Source organism: Myroides pelagicus (assembly GCF_009711055.1).
Classification (GTDB): domain Bacteria; phylum Bacteroidota; class Bacteroidia; order Flavobacteriales; family Flavobacteriaceae; genus Flavobacterium; species Flavobacterium pelagicum.
In genome coordinates, this window is record NZ_WMJY01000001.1 from 61,645 (window position 1) to 79,392 (window position 17,748).

The following is a 17,748-nucleotide window of genomic DNA, read 5'->3' on the forward strand; positions in this document are numbered from 1 at the left end:
GTAACACTAGAATTTGAGGATATAAACTGTTAATGATTTTTTATCTATTTCGGGTATTTTTTATTAATCAAATGTTAAAACACGCTATTTTGTCATGAATAACATTTTATATAAAAGAGCTGAATTGATTGAATAATACCAACTAAATACCGAATAAGTAAACATAATATTTGATTAATGAGTCGATTTATACATAATTATGTGTTTTTAAATTGTTAAAATTCATAAAACACTTTGATTTGTATAACTGCAATTGATTAAATGCGAAGTATCTTTGTAGTGAAATATCATACTGATTTAGTGAGAAGTATGATTGAAATTAAAAAGATTAGAAAAAATTAAAAATTGTGTAAAATGCAAAACGCTACTGCTGTAATCAAAAAGTTGAAAAAGATGCTAGGCATCAAGACTGACTTAGAATTATCTAATATTCTAAACGTAAAGCCAAATACAATCTCTTCTTGGAAAAAAAGAGATAGTCTGCAATACGATAGTATAATAGAATTATGTGAAAAGAACAAAATCAATTTAAATGATTTGTTTTATAGTGATTCATCATGTTTGTTTCCTATTAATGACCAGAGTAGAACTGTTAAGGTAATTCCTGCAGATCATCACTTTGAGTATTTCTTGAATCCAGATAAAGCATTGGCTAGTGCGCCAACTTATATATTCCCAACAACTGAAGAAGTTGATACTGCTTTTCAAGTAATAACTGAGAATATGTATCCTACTATTAAAGTAAGTTCTTATGTTATTACTAAAAAGATCACTCTGAGAGATCTTCACCCATGGCACTTGTACTTATTCACGTTAGAGAATAGAGGGATTATGATCTATCGCTTCAAAAGAACATTAGAGAATGGTAAACTTTTGTTTATCAGTGATAATACAAATTTCGAAAACCTAGAGGTTAATCCTAAAGAGATAAAAGAACTATTCTGTGTACGCGGATCATTCTTACCTAATTTTAAAAACTTAGGTGACTAAAGGGTATTTATTAGTTAGAGTAGTTGAAAAGATTAGCACTGTTGTCCTAATCTTTTTTATTTTTGTCAATCTCAATACGATATGACATGAAAGAATTATTAAATAGCCAATGGAAAGAGATATTAGCAGAGGAATTTATACAGCCTTATTATAAATCTTTAGAAGCATTTGTTGCAGCTGAGTATGCTTCAAAGAAAGTATACCCTCCTAAGGAACAAATCTTTAGTGCCTTAAATCTCTTACCTCTAAATGATGTGAAAGTAGTTATTCTTGGGCAAGACCCTTATCACGGGCCTTTTCAAGCAAATGGACTTTCGTTTTCCGTGAGTAAAGGTGTAAAGCTGCCGCCTAGCTTAGTTAACATCTACAAAGAACTACAAGACGACCTCGGTATTAATAACAAACTGAACGGTGATTTAACTCCTTGGGCTACTCAAGGTGTATTGCTTCTAAATGCTACGCTAACAGTAGTTGAAAAGCAAGCAGGTGCTCATCAAAAAAAAGGCTGGGAAACTTTTACTGATGCAATTGTTAAAAAGATTGCAGAGGATAGAGAAGGAGTAGTATTCATTTTATGGGGTAGTTATGCGCAGAAAAAAGGAAAGAGTATTGATCGATCAAAACACTTAGTTATAGAAACAGCACACCCGTCTCCTTTGTCTGTGTATAGAGGATTCTATGGTAGTAAGCCTTTTTCGAAGACTAATGAATACTTAGTATCTAAAGGATTAAAAGCTATAGATTGGCAAGTATAATACTTTATAGCTTACTAGATACAGTCTACGACTAACGAGTCTTACATAAGACATTAAAATGATTATCTTGTTCTTGGTAGAATAGTTGAAGAATTGATCAATATTGAAAACTAAAAATCTTTGATAATCACGTTCAATGATAAAAAACGGGAACCTAATTGATGACTAGGTTCCCGTTTTTATATATGAAAACTGGTAATTAATTACAAGTTTCTTCTTTTCATTTCAGTTACGATAAGGTCTAATTCTCTATTTGTTTGACCTGCTACGGAAGTATTTTCTTCCGCACGTCTAATCAAGTAAGGTATTACATCGCGAACTGGTCCAAATGGAAGGTATTTAGCTACATTGTAATTAGCTTTTGCTAAGTTGAAGCTAATGTTGTCACTCATTCCGTATAATTGACCGAAGAACAAACGCTGATCATTGTGCATGATTTTGTACTGATTCATTAACTCCATGATTAAGTACGAGCTCTTTTCATTGTGTGTTCCAGCGAATAAAGCCATACAATCCATATTTTCTAACATATATGTAACTGCTGCATCATAGTTGATGTCTGTAGCAGCTTTATCTACACAGATAGGAGATTTATACCCTTTTTCAGCAGCACGTTCTCTTTCTATCTCCATGTAAGCACCTCTTACTACTTTCATTCCTATATGAAATCCTTCAGCTTTAGCAATTACGTGTAGATCTTTTAGATATTGTAAACGATCCCAACGATACAACTGTGCAGTATTGTAGATATATGCTTTTTCTCTGTTGTACTTTCTCATCATGTCTAGTACAATCTCATCAGCTGCATCTTGCATCCAACTGTGTTCTGCGTCAATTAACAACAATACTTTGCGTTCTGCAGCATATTGACAAGCAACATTGAAACGGTAAACGATTCTTTCCCATTCCTTTTCTTCTTCAGCAGTAAAGGCTTTTCCTTCTCCTTTTTTAACAAACATATCAAATCTACCAAATCCTGTAGGTTTGAATACTGCAAAAGGAATAGAATCAGGTCTTTCTTGTGCAAACTGAATAGTTTTTAAAGTCATGTTTAAAGCAGCGTCAAATTGCTCTTCAGTTTCTTTACCCTCAACTGAATAGTCTAGTACTGACGCAACTTTACCTTGTGCATACATTTTATCTACTACTGATAGGCAATCTTCTTCACTGATTCCCCCACAGAAATGGTCAAACACTGTTGCACGGATAATACCCGTCACTGGCAAATGTGTTTTGATTGCAAAATTTGCTAAGGCAGACCCCATTTTTACTAATGTAGGTTTGCTAATCATTTTAAAAAGAAAGTGGGCTCTTTTTAATTCTCTATTATTTTTAAGTGCAAAAGCAACTTCTGTGTTGTTAAATAAATTTTCCATTACTTAAAATAAATGCGTTGCGCAAATATAATTACTCTTTTACTAATATTTTAATAGTTTTATGTATTTCTAGCAGTATTTGAATATTCTATAAATTTTAAAAGAATAGCTACTTATATGTTGCTAAAATTAGAGTTATTTATAAAGTAAATATTCTAAAATACTACTACATTGTAAATTAAAATAAACCTAAGGAATTATAAATATTTTAATAGCTCAGATTTATGAGTTTGGAAGGGCTAAAATCAGCGTAAAAGACAATCTTTTTTTTGACAAAGCCAATTGCTATGGTGCTAAACAGGGAAGCATTTTTTTGAATAGTCAGTAGCTAGTTGTGCCGCATAGAGGTTTTTGAATAATAGCTTTTGTTGCCAAGCTTGTGCAATGCGTGCGGTATACGAGCCCAGAAGCAGCTTCTTGGCAAGAAAAGGTCAAGAAAGCGTGGGAAAGTAATGACTATAAATAGATAATTAATTACAATTGAGGTACTGTTTCTAAAAAAGTAAGGCTGATTGACGTATTGGGGAGACTGATTTACAAGATACTTATGAATAGCTGTGATGTAAGCAGGAGGAGAAGTTAATGCTTTGAGAAGGCAATAATGTAAAACTACTTTTTTTAAAATCTCAATAATAGCTAATTATGTTTTTGGGATGACGACTTGGTTTCTCTGAATTAGGACTAGGGTCGTCAATAGAAATAGGCAGAAACACTAAAACAAAATAGAGTGGCAATACCCTTAGTGTTTTAAACATTATAGAGACAACAAAAGTTTAATAAAGATTTTATTCAATAAGCTTTATGAATAACCGTTAATTTTAGATATTTGTATATAAGGCACAAGAAATAGATACAATGGAAATTATACAAGCACAAGGATATGATGTAGCTTTTGGCAATGAGGCGCATCAATATTTAGGAGAGTTACTAAACCAACAACAATATTCAAAACTGATAATACTAACAGATACCAATTGTAATGAATTGTGTATGCCTTATTTTTTGGCAAACTTGCCCACAACAGTTCCATTCGAAATTATTGAAATAGAACCTGGTGAAGAGCATAAGAATTTGCAAACAGTAGAATCCGTTATTCAAGCGATGCTCGAATTGGGAGCTGATCGCAAGAGTGCTATATTGACCGTAGGAGGTGGAGTGATAACTGACCTTGGAGGTTTTGTAGCCTCTGTTTATATGAGAGGAATTGACTGTTATAATACTCCCACTACATTACTATCTATGGTTGATGCATCTGTGGGAGGTAAAACAGGTGTTGATTTAGGAAGTGTAAAGAATTGTGTAGGTACGTTTTCAATGCCTAAATTAGTGATAGTTGATGTGGCTTATTTGGATACCTTAGAAGCCGCACAATTAAAGTCTGGATATGCAGAGATGTTGAAGCACGGATTGATATGTGATAAGGATTATTATATGCATCTACGCGATATTCGTGCAATTGATTTTGCCGATTTAGAAACCTTTATAATGCATTCGGTTGCGATCAAGAATGCTGTGGTATCCCAAGATCCTAAGGAAGGTGGACTGCGAAAAATATTGAATTTTGGACACACTATAGGTCATGCTATTGAAAGCTATCACTTAAGTGAGAGTGAAAAAGAAACATTACTACACGGTGAAGCCATTGCGATTGGTATGGTTTTAGAAGCCTATTTATCAATGATAACTGGACGATTGAGTCAAGAATCCTTTGAATTGATCAAAACTGATTTAATGAGTATTTATACAATGCCAGAATTTACTGATAAAGACATTGAGAATATCCTAGAATGGTTGAAGTTTGATAAGAAAAATGAAGCAGGAGAAATAAAGTGTGTTTTCCTAGAAGAAATAGGAGGGGCTAGCTTTGATAATTTAATTGATAAAAACCTTATTTTTAGAGCCTTTAGAGAAAGCTTGAAAGAGGGGGTAAAATAAAAGCAAAATTGTTTTTTCATTCTGATATTTTGTTACATTTGCCGAAGTGAAAAATAATGTTTTATATATTCGATTTTGGGTGTCAAAAAGGCGCCACTTAAAGCATTTTGTTAAGCGACAGAAAGCTGATTATATATATAGTATTGTCAAATACATGAAGGAAGCGTTGAACTCATTTAGATTTAGTGAAAAGATGCCAATCATGTTTGCCAATATTCGCGTTTGAAAATAAACTTACTCTCAGGACTAATGTTTATTACAACCGATTTTTATTAATTTTTAAAAAGTATTTTTATAATGAATACAAAATATGTAGATTTAATCAATCAAACTTTTTATTTTCCACAAGAAGAATTTAAGCTTAATAAAGATAATTTATTATTTCACAATATTGATTTAGTGGGGTTAGTTGAAAAATATGGTTCTCCATTAAAATTCACTTACTTGCCTAAGATTTCTGAAAACATCAGCAAAGCAAAGGGGATGTTCAGAAAAGCAATGGAGAAGAACAAATATAAAGGGAACTACTACTACTGCTATTGTACGAAGAGTTCGCACTTCTCTTATGTATTAAACGAGGCTTTTAAAAATGACATACACGTAGAGACATCTTCTGCGTTTGACGTAAATATCGTTGAGAAGTTATTAGAATCAGGTAAGATTGATAAAGATACATTCGTGATCTGTAACGGATTTAAGCGTGCGCAATACATTGATAATATTGCGAACCTAATCAATAACAAACACGATAAAACTATTCCGATCATTGATAACTATGAAGAATTAGACTTGCTTCAAGATCAAATCGAGAAGAAGTTTAAAATAGGTATCCGCATCGCTTCAGAAGAGTCTCCTAAGTTTGAGTTTTATACCTCTCGTTTAGGAATTGGATATAAGAGTATTGTCCCTTTCTATAGAAAGCAAATAGCAGAAAACCCAAAGGTAGAGCTTAAAATGTTGCACTTCTTCATCAATACAGGGATTAGAGATACTGCCTATTATTGGAATGAATTAGTAAAATGTTTGAAAGTATATATAACTTTAAAGAAAGAATGTCCTACCTTGGATAGTTTAAACATTGGAGGAGGTTTTCCAATTAAGGACTCTTTAGCTTTTGAGTTTGATTATCAGTACATGGTTGATGAGATTATTAATCAGATTAAAATTGTATGTGATGAAGCAGAAGTTGATGTACCAAATATCTTTACAGAGTTTGGATCCTATACAGTAGGAGAGAGTGGAGGAGCGATCTATGAGATTTTGTATCAGAAACAACAAAATGATAGAGAGAAGTGGAATATGATTGATTCGTCATTCATTACAACACTTCCAGACTCATGGGCAATTAATAAAAAGTTTATTATGTTGCCGATCAACCGATGGAATGACACTTATGAACGCATATTATTAGGAGGTCTAACGTGTGATAGTGATGATTACTATAACTCAGAGCAAAACCTAAATGCAATCTACTTACCGAAGTACAACAAAGAAAAGCCATTGTATATTGGATTCTTTAATACCGGAGCATATCAAGATACCATTGGAGGTTATGGAGGGATACACCACTGTTTGATTCCACAGCCAAAACACATCTTAATAGATAAAGATGAGAATGGAATAATCGCTACTGAATTGTTTTCTGAACAACAAACAGCAGAAGACGTATTAGATATTTTAGGATATAATAGAAAAGAAAACGAGTAATCTTATTAATAATAGAAAATATAAATAAAATGAGTAAAGGACCAATTAGTCAGTTTATTGAGCACAACTACAGACACTTCAATGCTGCAGCTTTAGTTGATGCAGCGAAAGGATATGAAGCGCACTTAGACGCAGGAGGAAAAATGTTAATTTCTTTAGGAGGAGCGATGAGTACTGCTGAGTTAGGAATATCTTTAGCAGAAATGATTCGTCAAGACAAAGTACAAATCATTTCTTGTACAGGTGCCAACTTAGAAGAAGACGTGATGAACTTGGTTGCTCACTCTCACTATAAAAGAGTTCCAAACTATAGAGATTTGACTCCTGAACAAGAAAGAGAGTTATTAGATAACCACTATAACCGTGTGACGGATACTTGTATTCCAGAAGAGGAAGCATTCCGTCGCTTACAACAACACTTAGAAGACGTATGGCACTCAGCAGAAGCAAAAGGTGAGCGTTATTTTCCACACGAATTCTTATACCAAGTGGTTAACTCTGGAGTTTTAGAGCAATATTATGAGATAGACCCAAAAGATTCGTGGATTGTAGCAGCTGCTGAAAAGAATATTCCAATCGTATGTCCAGGATGGGAAGATTCGACAACAGGTAATATCTTTACTTCAAACGTAATAAAAGGTAAATTAAATGTGCATACTGTAAAATCAGGAATTGAGTACATGATTTACTTGACAGAGTGGTATAGAGCGAACTCAGGAGGACACGGAGTAGGATTTTTCCAAATCGGAGGAGGTATCTCTGGAGATTTCCCTATCTGTGTAGTACCAATGATGTACCAAGATTTAGAGTGGGAAGATGTTCCTTTCTGGTCTTACTTCTGTCAAATTTCTGATTCGACAACGTCATATGGTTCATATTCAGGAGCTGTGCCTAACGAAAAAATCACTTGGGGTAAATTAGATATAGACACTCCTAAATTTATCGTTGAGTCAGATGCTACCATAGTTGCTCCATTAATTTTCAACTATATTCTTGGTAATTAATTTTTAATTTTTCGGATATAAATTAATAGTTTTTTTTATTTGTAGTTTACAATTTACCTATTACATTTGAAGCCGAAATAAAGCAAAAACAAAGAATGAAAAGAGTAATTGTTGATTATGCAAAATTAACGAACGAAATTTTGACATTATTGGTTGAAAAATTTCCTGACGGATATGATGATTCGGATATTATTCGTTTTAAAAACGTTAAAAATGAAACAGTTGAGGCAGTTGAAGTAAGGACTGAGGATACGATTTACTTAGTAAAAGTAAGTACTAAATTAGCCGATAGAATAGAGAATTTTGATGATGAGGACGAAGATTATGGAGAGTCTTCAGAAGATTCTTTAGACGCATTGAAGGATTTGGAAATAGCAGATGATGAAGATTAACAAATCGATTATATAAAAGAGACCACTCCCTATACGGAGTGGTTTTTTTATGGAGCGAGATAATGAGTTGATAAGTGTGGTTCTAATCTTGTTTTAAAGCTATGAACTTGTTTATTTTTCATATATATTTGCAATCGATTAAGAATTCACAAGATATTTTAAAATATGAAAGCAGGTATAGTAGGATTGCCAAATGTAGGTAAATCAACCTTATTTAATTGTTTATCTAATGCAAAGGCACAGAGTGCTAACTTCCCATTTTGTACAATAGAACCGAATATTGGGGTTGTGAATGTACCAGATCCACGATTGACTAAATTAGAAGAGTTAGTAGTGCCAGAACGCGTATTACCTGCTACTGTAGAGATTGTTGATATTGCTGGATTAGTAAAAGGAGCAAGTAAAGGAGAAGGTTTAGGTAACCAATTCTTAGGAAATATTAGAGAGTGTAATGCTATTATCCATGTATTGCGTTGTTTTGATAACGATAATATCATTCACGTTGATGGAAATGTAAACCCGATTAGAGATAAAGAAACGATAGATATTGAGTTGCAGTTAAAAGACCTTGATACAGTAGAGAAAAGACTAGAAAAGGTAAAAAAAGCAGCTAAAACGGGTAATAAAGAAGCACAAGTAGAGGCTGACTTATTAGAGCGTATCAAAAATGTATTACTCGAGGGAAAATCAGCAAGAGTAGTAGAGCCTAAAAATCAAGATGAAGAGGAGTTAATGGAAGCTTTTCAATTAATTACAACAAAGCCAGTTCTTTATGTGTGTAACGTAGATGAAGGAGCGGCAGTATCAGGTAATGATTACGTAGTTAAAGTAAAAGAGCTAGTAAAAGATGAAAATGCAGAGGTTATTGTTTTAGCAGTAGGTACTGAAGCTGACATTATGGAACTTGAGACATTTGAAGAAAGACAAATGTTTTTAGAGGACTTAGGATTAGAAGAGCCAGGAGTTTCGAAATTAATTCGTTCAGCATACAAACTATTAAACTTACAGACTTATTTCACAGCAGGAGTAAAAGAAGTAAGAGCTTGGACAATCCAAGTAGGAGATACTGCACCAAAAGCAGCAGGTGTTATTCACAGTGATTTCGAAAAAGGATTTATCCGTGCAGAGGTTATTGGGTATGATGACTATGTAGCTTATGGTTCGGAAGCAAAAGTAAAAGAAGCTGGAAAACTAAGAGTAGAAGGTAAAGAATATATCGTTAAAGACGGTGATGTAATGCACTTCAGATTTAACGTATAATCAAAATATCAAATAGTTAAAAGCCCTCAAGTTAATTGAGGGCTTTTTTATGGGATAATGTTATTATTTTTAGCAATAAAAATAGGTTTCAACAAAACAATTTAAGTTATTTTTACATGGAGAAACTAATGATGGTTTTCCCTAAAATAATGAAAGATACATTTTAAGCAAAAAATGAAAAACCAAGCTTTTTTTAAAAAGGTTATTAAGTTGTTCACTGATTCTGTTTTCGATTTTCTAGATGATAATGCAATGAAATTTAGTGCAGCGCTATCTTATTATACCATATTTGCCTTACCACCGTTGATTATATTGATTATTTCGGCTAGTGGATTAGTTTTTGAGCAAAAAGAAGTTTCAGATTTCTTCTATAATCAGTTAAATGACTTGGTAGGAGTCAATACCTCACAAGAGGTCAAAAGAGCCATGGAGAATGTCAATATTAATCGCTCAGGAACTCTACCAACTGTTATAGGTATTGGAATGCTTTTGTTTAGTGCATCAGGAGTATTTGCAGAGATACAGAGTTCGATTAATTATATATGGGGATTGGCAGCTAAACCAAACAAAAGCATTGTTCGTTTTGTAAAGAATAGACTACTCTCTTTTGCTATGATAGCTTCAGTAGGATTCCTTCTGCTAGTAAGCTTAATGGTCAATTCATTTGTTGGTATTTTATATGAATATATAGCTACTTGGTTTGATGAAGAACTAGTACATGTGATCTATGTTGTCAATAATGTTATTATCTTCTTAGTGATTACCCTTTTGTTTATGTTAATATTCAAAACATTACCTAATGGAAAAATTGGTTTTAAAGAGACTGCGATAGGGGCTGTTTTTACCACCTTTCTATTTATGATAGGTAAGTTTGGTATTGGGTATTATTTAAGTACTACAGCTACCTCCTCACTCTATGGTGCGGCAGGGTCTATCATTATTATGCTTATTTGGATATACTATTCGGCTATGATTCTGTATTTTGGAGCTGAATTTACAAAGAATTTTGCCCTATTATTTGGAACCCCTATTACACCAGGTTCTTTTTCAATTGAAATAGAAAAGAATGTTATTAAAAAAGGGGAGTGCCTTAAAGACAGTGAAATATAGTAATCAGCGTACTTTATAAATTTTTATTTTAAGCTAAATAATAGTAATTTAGCACAAATTCCTTACGTTTCTATGCAAGATCAAAATCAATATACTGAAGACAATATACGTTCATTAGACTGGAAAGAGCATATCCGTATGCGTCCTGGGATGTATATTGGTAAACTTGGAGATGGATCATCTCCTGATGATGGTATTTATATTTTAATTAAAGAAGTTATTGACAATAGTATTGATGAGTTCGTAATGGGCTCAGGAAAAACTATTGAAATAGTCCTAAAAGACAAGTCAGTAACAGTACGTGATTATGGTCGTGGTATTCCGTTAGGAAAAGTTGTAGAGGTTGTTTCAAAAATGAATACAGGAGGAAAGTACGACTCCCGAGCATTTAAGAAGTCTGTTGGATTAAACGGAGTAGGTACAAAAGCTGTTAATGCCTTATCAGCTTACTTCCGCGTAGAATCAGTACGTGATGGACAACAAAAAGCAGCAGAGTTTTCAGCTGGTAACTTAGTCTCTGAAGAAGAAATCATAGAGACTACAAAACGCAAAGGTACTAAGGTTACCTTTACAGCTGATGAAACGATCTTTAAAAACTACAAATACCGTACAGAGTATGTAGAGAAGATGCTTAAGAACTATTGTTATCTAAATAAAGGATTGACAATTATCTTTAACGGAGAGAAACTATACTCTGAGAATGGACTAAAAGATTTACTAAGTGAAAATATCGAACTAGAAGATCAGATCTATCCAATTATACACCTTGAAGGAGAGGATATTGAAGTAGCTTTAACGCATAGTAAGACACAGTACTCAGAAGAGTATTACTCCTTCGTAAATGGACAAAATACAACGCAAGGAGGTACACATTTAGCTGCTTTTCGCGAAGCTATTGTTCGTACGATTAAGGAGTTTTTTAATAAAAACTTTGAAGCCTCAGATATCAGAAAGTCAGTTGTAGGGGCAATCTCTGTAAAAGTAGAAGAGCCTGTTTTTGAATCACAAACAAAGACAAAATTAGGTTCGACCGACATGGGGCCAAACCTTCCTACAGTCCGTACATTCGTCAATGATTTTGTTAAGACACAATTAGATAATTTCTTACATAAAAATACAGAAGTAGCAGAGGCATTATTAAGAAAGATATTACAAGCAGAGAAGGAGAGAAAAGAGCTATCAGGTATTCGTAAAATTGCAAAAGAGCGCGCTAAAAAAGCTAGCTTACACAATAAAAAGCTAAGAGATTGTAGGGTTCACCTTACAGATATCAAAAACCCAAAATATTTAGACAGTACACTTTTTATTACAGAGGGTGACTCTGCATCAGGGTCGATTACAAAATCTAGAGATGTAAATACACAAGCTGTATTTAGTTTAAGAGGTAAGCCTTTAAACTCGTATGGAATGACCAAGAAGATTGTTTATGAAAACGAGGAGTTTAACCTTTTACAGGCTGCACTGAATATAGAAGATGATTTTGAAAATTTAAGATATAATAATATTGTCATTGCAACGGATGCCGATGTCGATGGTATGCACATTCGTTTATTGTTAATTACATTCTTTTTGCAATTCTTTCCTGAGTTAATTAAAGATGGACATCTTTATATTTTGCAAACACCTTTGTTTAGGGTTAGAAATAAAAAGGAAACGATCTATTGCTATTCAGATGAAGAGCGCATTGCTGCGATTGAAAAATTAAAACCTAAGCCTGAGATTACCCGATTTAAAGGACTTGGTGAGATTTCACCAGATGAGTTTAAGTATTTCATTGGAGAGGATATTAGACTTGATCCAGTAATGCTAGACAAGTCCATGTCAATTGAGAAAATGTTGGAGTTCTATATGGGCAAAAACACTCCTGATAGACAAGAATTTATTATAGATAATCTAAAAGTAGAACTTGACGTAGTAGAATAAGATGAGCCACGAAGACAATTTTGATCCAGAAGAGTTAAACCATAGCCAATTAAATCAACCCGAAGAGGATTTAACTTCCGAACAAGAAGAAGTACAATCAGAAACAATCACTAAGATAACGGGATTATATAAGGAATGGTTTTTAGACTATGCCTCTTATGTTATTCTTGAACGTGCAGTACCTGCTATTGAAGACGGGTTTAAACCTGTGCAACGCCGTATCATGCACTCGATGAAAGAGCTTGACGATGGTAGATACAACAAAGTAGCTAATATCGTAGGACATACTATGCAATATCACCCACACGGAGATGCTAGTATCGGTGACGCTATCGTACAACTAGGTCAGAAGGAATTACTTATCGATATGCAGGGTAACTGGGGGAATATTCTTACTGGTGATGGTGCAGCAGCTTCTCGTTATATAGAAGCGCGTTTGAGCAAATTTGCTTTAGAAGTTCTTTATTCACCTAAGATTACTACTTGGCAGTCATCTTATGATGGTCGTAGAAATGAACCAGTAAACCTACCTGTTAAGTTTCCGCTTTTACTTGCACAAGGAGGAGAGGGGATTGCTGTAGGTCTATCAACTAAGGTATTACCACACAACTTTATAGAACTTATCAATGCTTCTATAAATATATTAAAGGGTAAACCTTTTACAATATATCCAGATTTTCCAACAGCGGGGATTGCAGATGTTTCGAATTACAATGATGGACAAAGAGGAGGACGTGTACGTGTAAGAGCGAAGATTTCGCAATTAGATAAAAACACTCTTGTTATCAATCAAATACCTTTTTCGACAACGACTACCTCTTTGATCGATAGTATCTTAAAAGCCAATGAAAAGGGAAAGATAAAAATTAAGAAGATTGAAGATAATACAGCAGCTGAAGTTGAAATTCTTATTCACTTGCCTGCTGGCACATCACCAGATAAAACTATTGATGCTTTGTATGCTTTTACAGCTTGTGAAACATCTATTGCTCCTCTTGGGTGTATTATTCAGGATAATAAACCTTTGTTTACAGGAGTTAGTGAAATGCTTAAAATGTCAACAAATCAAACTGTTGACTTACTTAAGAGCGAATTAGAGATTGAATTAAATGAATTAGAGGAGAAGTGGCACTTTCTATCATTAGAGCGAATATTCATTGAGAATAGAATTTACCGTTCTATCGAAGAGGAGGAAACCTGGGAAGGTGTTATCAATGCAATTGACTTAGGGCTAAGACCGTTTGTTATCAACCTAAAACGAGATATCACTACCGAGGATATTGTCCGCCTTACTGAGATTAAGATTAAACGTATTTCTCGCTTTGATATTGATAAAGCTAATCAAATTATAGAGTCTTTAGAGGACGATATTGAACAAGTAAAATATAACTTAGCTCACTTAATTGAGTTTGCGATTAATTACTTTACTAAGCTTAAAGAAAAGTATGGTAAGGGAAAAGAACGTCTTACAGAGTTAAAGAGTTTTGACACTATTGAAGCTACCAAAGTAGTTTTGAGAAACACAAAACTTTACGTAAACAGAGAAGAAGGATTCTTTGGTACTAGTTTGAAGAAAGACGAATACGTATGTGACTGTTCGGATATTGATGATATTATCGTGTTCTTGCGCGATGGTTCTTTCATTGTGTCTAAAGTAGATGAGAAAAAGTTTGTTGGAAAAGACATTATCCATATCAGTGTATGGGATAAAAACGACACACGTACAATCTATAACCTTATTTATCGCGATGGAAGATCAGGATCTTCTTATGTAAAGCGATTCAATGTAACAGGAATTACGAGAGATAAAGTATATGATTTAACACAAGGGAAAGACGGTTCTCAAGTTCTGTACTTTAGTGCAAATCCTAACGGAGAGGCTGAATTAGTAACAATCATACTTCGTCAATTATCGAACATTAAAAAGCTTAAGTTTGACTTAGACTTTGCTGAACTATTAATTAAAGGGCGTTCAGCTAAAGGAAATCTTGTCAGCAAATATGCTATCAAGAAGATTGAACTTAAAGAAAAAGGTATATCAACATTAAGACCTCGTAAGATTTGGTTTGATGAGACTGTACATCGTCTAAATGTAGAAGGTAGAGGAGAGCTACTCGGTGAGTTCAAAGCAGAAGATCGTTTATTAGTTATTACACAAAGCGGAAAAGTAAAAACGATTACTCCTGATTTGAGTAAGCACTTTGAAGAAGATATGATTATCCTTGAAAAGTGGAAGCCTAAAAAGCCGATTGCTGCTATATACTACGAGGGTGAAAAAGATAGATACTATATCAAGCGCTTCTTGATTGAGAATGAAAATAAAGAAGAACTATTTATCTCTGATCATGAAAAGTCTCGTCTAGAGGTAGTTTCTACGGACTACAGACCCGTAGCAGAGATTGTATTCTCTAAAGTAAAAGGCATTCAAAAAGAAAGTTTAGAAGTTAACTTAGAAGAGTTTATTACTATCAAAGGTATTAAGGCACTAGGTAATCAATTAACAACAGATAAAGTAAAAGAGATTAATTGGCTTGAGTCGTTGCCTTATGAAGAAGAGGAAGAGGAGGAGGAAGAAGTATTAGATATAATACTCGATGAATTACCTGAGACTTCTGTAGATGAAGACGGGCAAGGAACTATTTTATTTGATTAATGACTTTTTTATTTATGAGGAGAAAGATTATCTCTACAATTTGTATTTCTTTGTTTGGCTTACTATCTCTAGCACAAGAACAGGAAGATGCCATCTTCAACCAAGATCGAACTAATCAAGGATTGAATGAGCGCTGGGAGCTTACGCCAGAGACGAGAAACAAGACATTTACTATTAGTCCTTACAAACCAGTCTATGTTTTGCCTTTTCGCTATGTAAACAAGCCTAATGAGCAACCAGCTAGTTTGAGTCCTATAAATGTTTCTGAAGAACATAAAGATTATAAGAAGCTAGAGATCAAGTTTCAGATTAGTTTTAAGACAAAAATAAGCCAGGGATTGTTTTTCGGAAAAGGTGACCTTTGGTTAGCCTTTACACAAACGGCAAATTGGCAGGCCTATAATGATGGTTTGTCTCGTCCTTTTAGAGAACTTAACTACGAGCCAGAGCTGATCTTTAACTATCCACTAGATTTAGCTATCGGAGATTTTAAATTTAAAATGGTAGGCTTTGGCTTTAATCACCAATCCAATGGTCGAAGCCTTCCGGAGTCTAGAAGTTGGAACAGATTTACAATGCACCTAGGTATGGAATATAAGAAATGGACTTTCTTTGCTAAACCTTGGTTGCGTTTTAGAGAGACTAAAGGTGATGATAATCCTCAGATCACAGATTATATCGGAAAAGGGGAGTTTAATGTTATCTATTCAAACTGGGGACACGTATTTACTTTAAACCATAGAACTAATTTTAGGTTTAATCATAGAAATAGAGGATATACTGAGTTTACTTGGTCGTATCCAATCAAGAATCATTTAAAAGCCTTTTTAGCAGTTAGCAATGGCTATGGAGACTCTATGATTGATTACAATTGGAACCAGACTAATATAGGTGTCGGAATTACTTTAATCGAGTGGTTATAACAATCACTTCAATACTATAAAAGAAGAGGGGAGCTATTAGGCTCCCCTCTTTTTTACTAATGTTTTTTCAAGTAAACATGTAGCAAATAAACAAATGACAATCGTTATTCACTTTTTGCTTGATCTTGTTGCTTTGCGGCTTTCTTTACTGAATATACTAGATAAGCTGCAAAGAGAATAAAACTCAAATGTGAAAACCAATTAATTCTTATAGACCATAAATTGGCTGCATCTAAGTTATATATTCCATAAACGAACAATAACAGAACGATAAAAGTGATTATTTTTTCTAATTTCATAACATTTTACTTTATTACAACTACCTAAAGATACTAAATTGTCATTGAAAACAATTGTCTGTCTGGTTTATTTGCTTGTAAGCGCAAATCAAATGCCATGCAAATGTTTCTAATAAAGGCTCTCCCTTTTTTAGTTACCCTAATGGTGTTGTTGTTGATATCAATAAGCTTATCTTTCTCAAACTCATTCATCTCCTCAAGCGTCTTACTGAAATCAACTTTATCTATATCCTCTGTTAAATCTGTTGATAATGAACACATCAGATTTAAAATATGTTTTCTAATAATTAAGTCTTCTTGATTTAGGATATGACCTTTTACTACAGGAATAGTACCTTGGTCTAGTAACTCATAATACTTCTCAATGTCTTTTTCATTTTGAGCAAAAGCATACCAGCTATCACTGATAGAAGATACCCCTAATCCAATCATTACTTTTGTCTTAGACGAAGTATATCCCATAAAGTTACGGTGTATGTTACCGTTGTTTAAAGACTTGTATAATGAATCACTTTTTAATGAGAAGTGATCCATTCCTATCTCTACATAATCATTATTCAAAAGTAATTCTTTTCCCTTTTCGTATAGTAGTCTTTTTTCGTCATCTTTTGGTACATCTGAATCATTAAACCCACGTTGACCACTTCCTTTAATCCATGGCACATGTGCATAGCTATAAAAAGCTAATCGATCTGGAGATAGCGATTTAGTCTTTTCAATAGTATCTATAATGTGAGATAATGTCTGAAACGGAAGACCGTAAATAATATCATGTGAAATAGAAGTGTATCCTATTTCTTTGGCCCATAAAGTTACTCTTGCTACATCGTGAAATGTTTGAATACGGTGTATTGCTTTTTGAACTTCAGGATTATAATCTTGTACACCAAAACTTACACGGTTAAAACCTAAGTCAAATAGTGCTTGTAATTGTTCTTTTGTTGTATTGTTTGGGTGTCCTTCAAAACTAAACTCATGTTTGTCAGCTATTTTTCCCTTACTTGTAATTCCTTTTATTAGCGTGGTTAGATTCTCAACAGAGAAGAAGGTAGGCGTTCCTCCTCCTAAGTGAATTTCTTTTATAACTGGAGTTTCCCCAAACTCTTTGCAGTATAAATCCCATTCTTTTAAAAGTGCTTTAATATAAGGCTGTTCTACTTCGTGACGTTTAGTAATTCGTTTGTGACAGCCACAGAATGTACACAAGCTTTCACAAAAAGGAAGGTGTATATAAATACTAATCCCTTCTGTATCATTGGATTCTTTAAACGCTTGTTTCACTGAACTGATCCATTGCTCGGGAGTAAATGAGTCCTGATCCCAGTAGGGAACAGTAGGGTAACTCGTATATCGCGGCCCTGGAACATTGTATTTTTGTATAAGAGACATTGTCATTTTGCGTATATTTGAAACAAAAGTAC

General features: G+C 33.8%; 13 protein-coding genes and 1 pseudogene. 11 read left to right on the plus strand and 3 right to left on the minus strand.

Annotation, left to right across the window (positions count from 1 at the left end):
- Positions 1 to 354 precede the first annotated feature (354 nt).
- A complete protein-coding gene (locus tag GJV77_RS00250; protein ID WP_155034348.1) occupies positions 355 to 990 on the plus strand; it encodes a LexA family transcriptional regulator in 636 nt (211 codons plus the stop codon).
- Positions 991 to 1,076: 86 nt separating this feature from the next.
- Positions 1,077 to 1,745 carry a uracil-DNA glycosylase gene (ung, locus tag GJV77_RS00255; RefSeq protein ID WP_155034349.1) on the plus strand — a complete coding sequence of 223 codons (669 nt, stop codon included), beginning with the start codon at positions 1,077 to 1,079 and terminating at the stop codon, positions 1,743 to 1,745.
- A gap of 203 nt (positions 1,746 to 1,948) precedes the next feature.
- Here the strand turns inward: ung and GJV77_RS00260 are convergent, their stop codons facing one another.
- The gene (locus GJV77_RS00260; RefSeq protein WP_155034350.1) at positions 1,949 to 3,121 is read right to left on the minus strand and encodes a proline dehydrogenase family protein; all 1,173 of its coding nucleotides are present in this window, start codon (positions 3,119 to 3,121) and stop codon (positions 1,949 to 1,951) included.
- Between the two features lie 855 nt (positions 3,122 to 3,976).
- Between GJV77_RS00260 and aroB the strand changes: the two genes are divergently transcribed.
- From aroB to GJV77_RS00305, 9 genes and pseudogenes are all read left to right on the plus strand, one after another.
- Positions 3,977 to 5,056, plus strand: coding sequence for a 3-dehydroquinate synthase (gene aroB / locus GJV77_RS00265; protein WP_155034351.1), 1,080 nt, complete (start codon positions 3,977 to 3,979; stop codon positions 5,054 to 5,056).
- Positions 5,057 to 5,353: 297 nt separating this feature from the next.
- The gene (locus GJV77_RS00270; protein ID WP_155034352.1) at positions 5,354 to 6,763 is read left to right on the plus strand and encodes a type III PLP-dependent enzyme domain-containing protein; all 1,410 of its coding nucleotides are present in this window, start codon (positions 5,354 to 5,356) and stop codon (positions 6,761 to 6,763) included.
- A 29-nt stretch (positions 6,764 to 6,792) separates the two neighbouring features.
- Positions 6,793 to 7,767, plus strand: coding sequence for a deoxyhypusine synthase family protein (locus GJV77_RS00275; RefSeq protein ID WP_155034353.1), 975 nt, complete (start codon positions 6,793 to 6,795; stop codon positions 7,765 to 7,767).
- 95 nt (positions 7,768 to 7,862) lie between these two features.
- A pseudogene (locus GJV77_RS00280) lies at positions 7,863 to 8,156 on the plus strand (hypothetical protein); the annotation flags it as partial.
- Between the two features lie 168 nt (positions 8,157 to 8,324).
- Positions 8,325 to 9,419, plus strand: coding sequence for a redox-regulated ATPase YchF (gene ychF / locus GJV77_RS00285; protein WP_155034355.1), 1,095 nt, complete (start codon positions 8,325 to 8,327; stop codon positions 9,417 to 9,419).
- A gap of 174 nt (positions 9,420 to 9,593) precedes the next feature.
- Positions 9,594 to 10,529, plus strand: a complete 936-nt coding sequence (locus tag GJV77_RS00290) for a YihY/virulence factor BrkB family protein (RefSeq protein ID WP_155034356.1) — start codon at positions 9,594 to 9,596, stop codon at positions 10,527 to 10,529.
- 72 nt (positions 10,530 to 10,601) lie between these two features.
- A complete protein-coding gene (locus tag GJV77_RS00295; protein WP_155034357.1) occupies positions 10,602 to 12,452 on the plus strand; it encodes a DNA topoisomerase IV subunit B in 1,851 nt (616 codons plus the stop codon).
- A gap of 1 nt (position 12,453) precedes the next feature.
- Positions 12,454 to 15,105, plus strand: coding sequence for a DNA gyrase/topoisomerase IV subunit A (locus GJV77_RS00300; RefSeq protein ID WP_155034358.1), 2,652 nt, complete (start codon positions 12,454 to 12,456; stop codon positions 15,103 to 15,105).
- Positions 15,106 to 15,119: 14 nt separating this feature from the next.
- A complete protein-coding gene (locus tag GJV77_RS00305; protein ID WP_155034359.1) occupies positions 15,120 to 16,028 on the plus strand; it encodes a phospholipase A in 909 nt (302 codons plus the stop codon).
- Between the two features lie 104 nt (positions 16,029 to 16,132).
- On the opposite strand, the gene GJV77_RS00310 is transcribed toward GJV77_RS00305, so the two are convergent.
- Entirely contained in the window at positions 16,133 to 16,327 is a 195-nt protein-coding gene (locus tag GJV77_RS00310; RefSeq protein ID WP_155034360.1) for a hypothetical protein, read from the minus strand.
- A gap of 33 nt (positions 16,328 to 16,360) precedes the next feature.
- Positions 16,361 to 17,722, minus strand: coding sequence for an oxygen-independent coproporphyrinogen III oxidase (gene hemN / locus GJV77_RS00315; protein ID WP_155034361.1), 1,362 nt, complete (start codon positions 17,720 to 17,722; stop codon positions 16,361 to 16,363).
- Positions 17,723 to 17,748 lie beyond the last annotated feature (26 nt).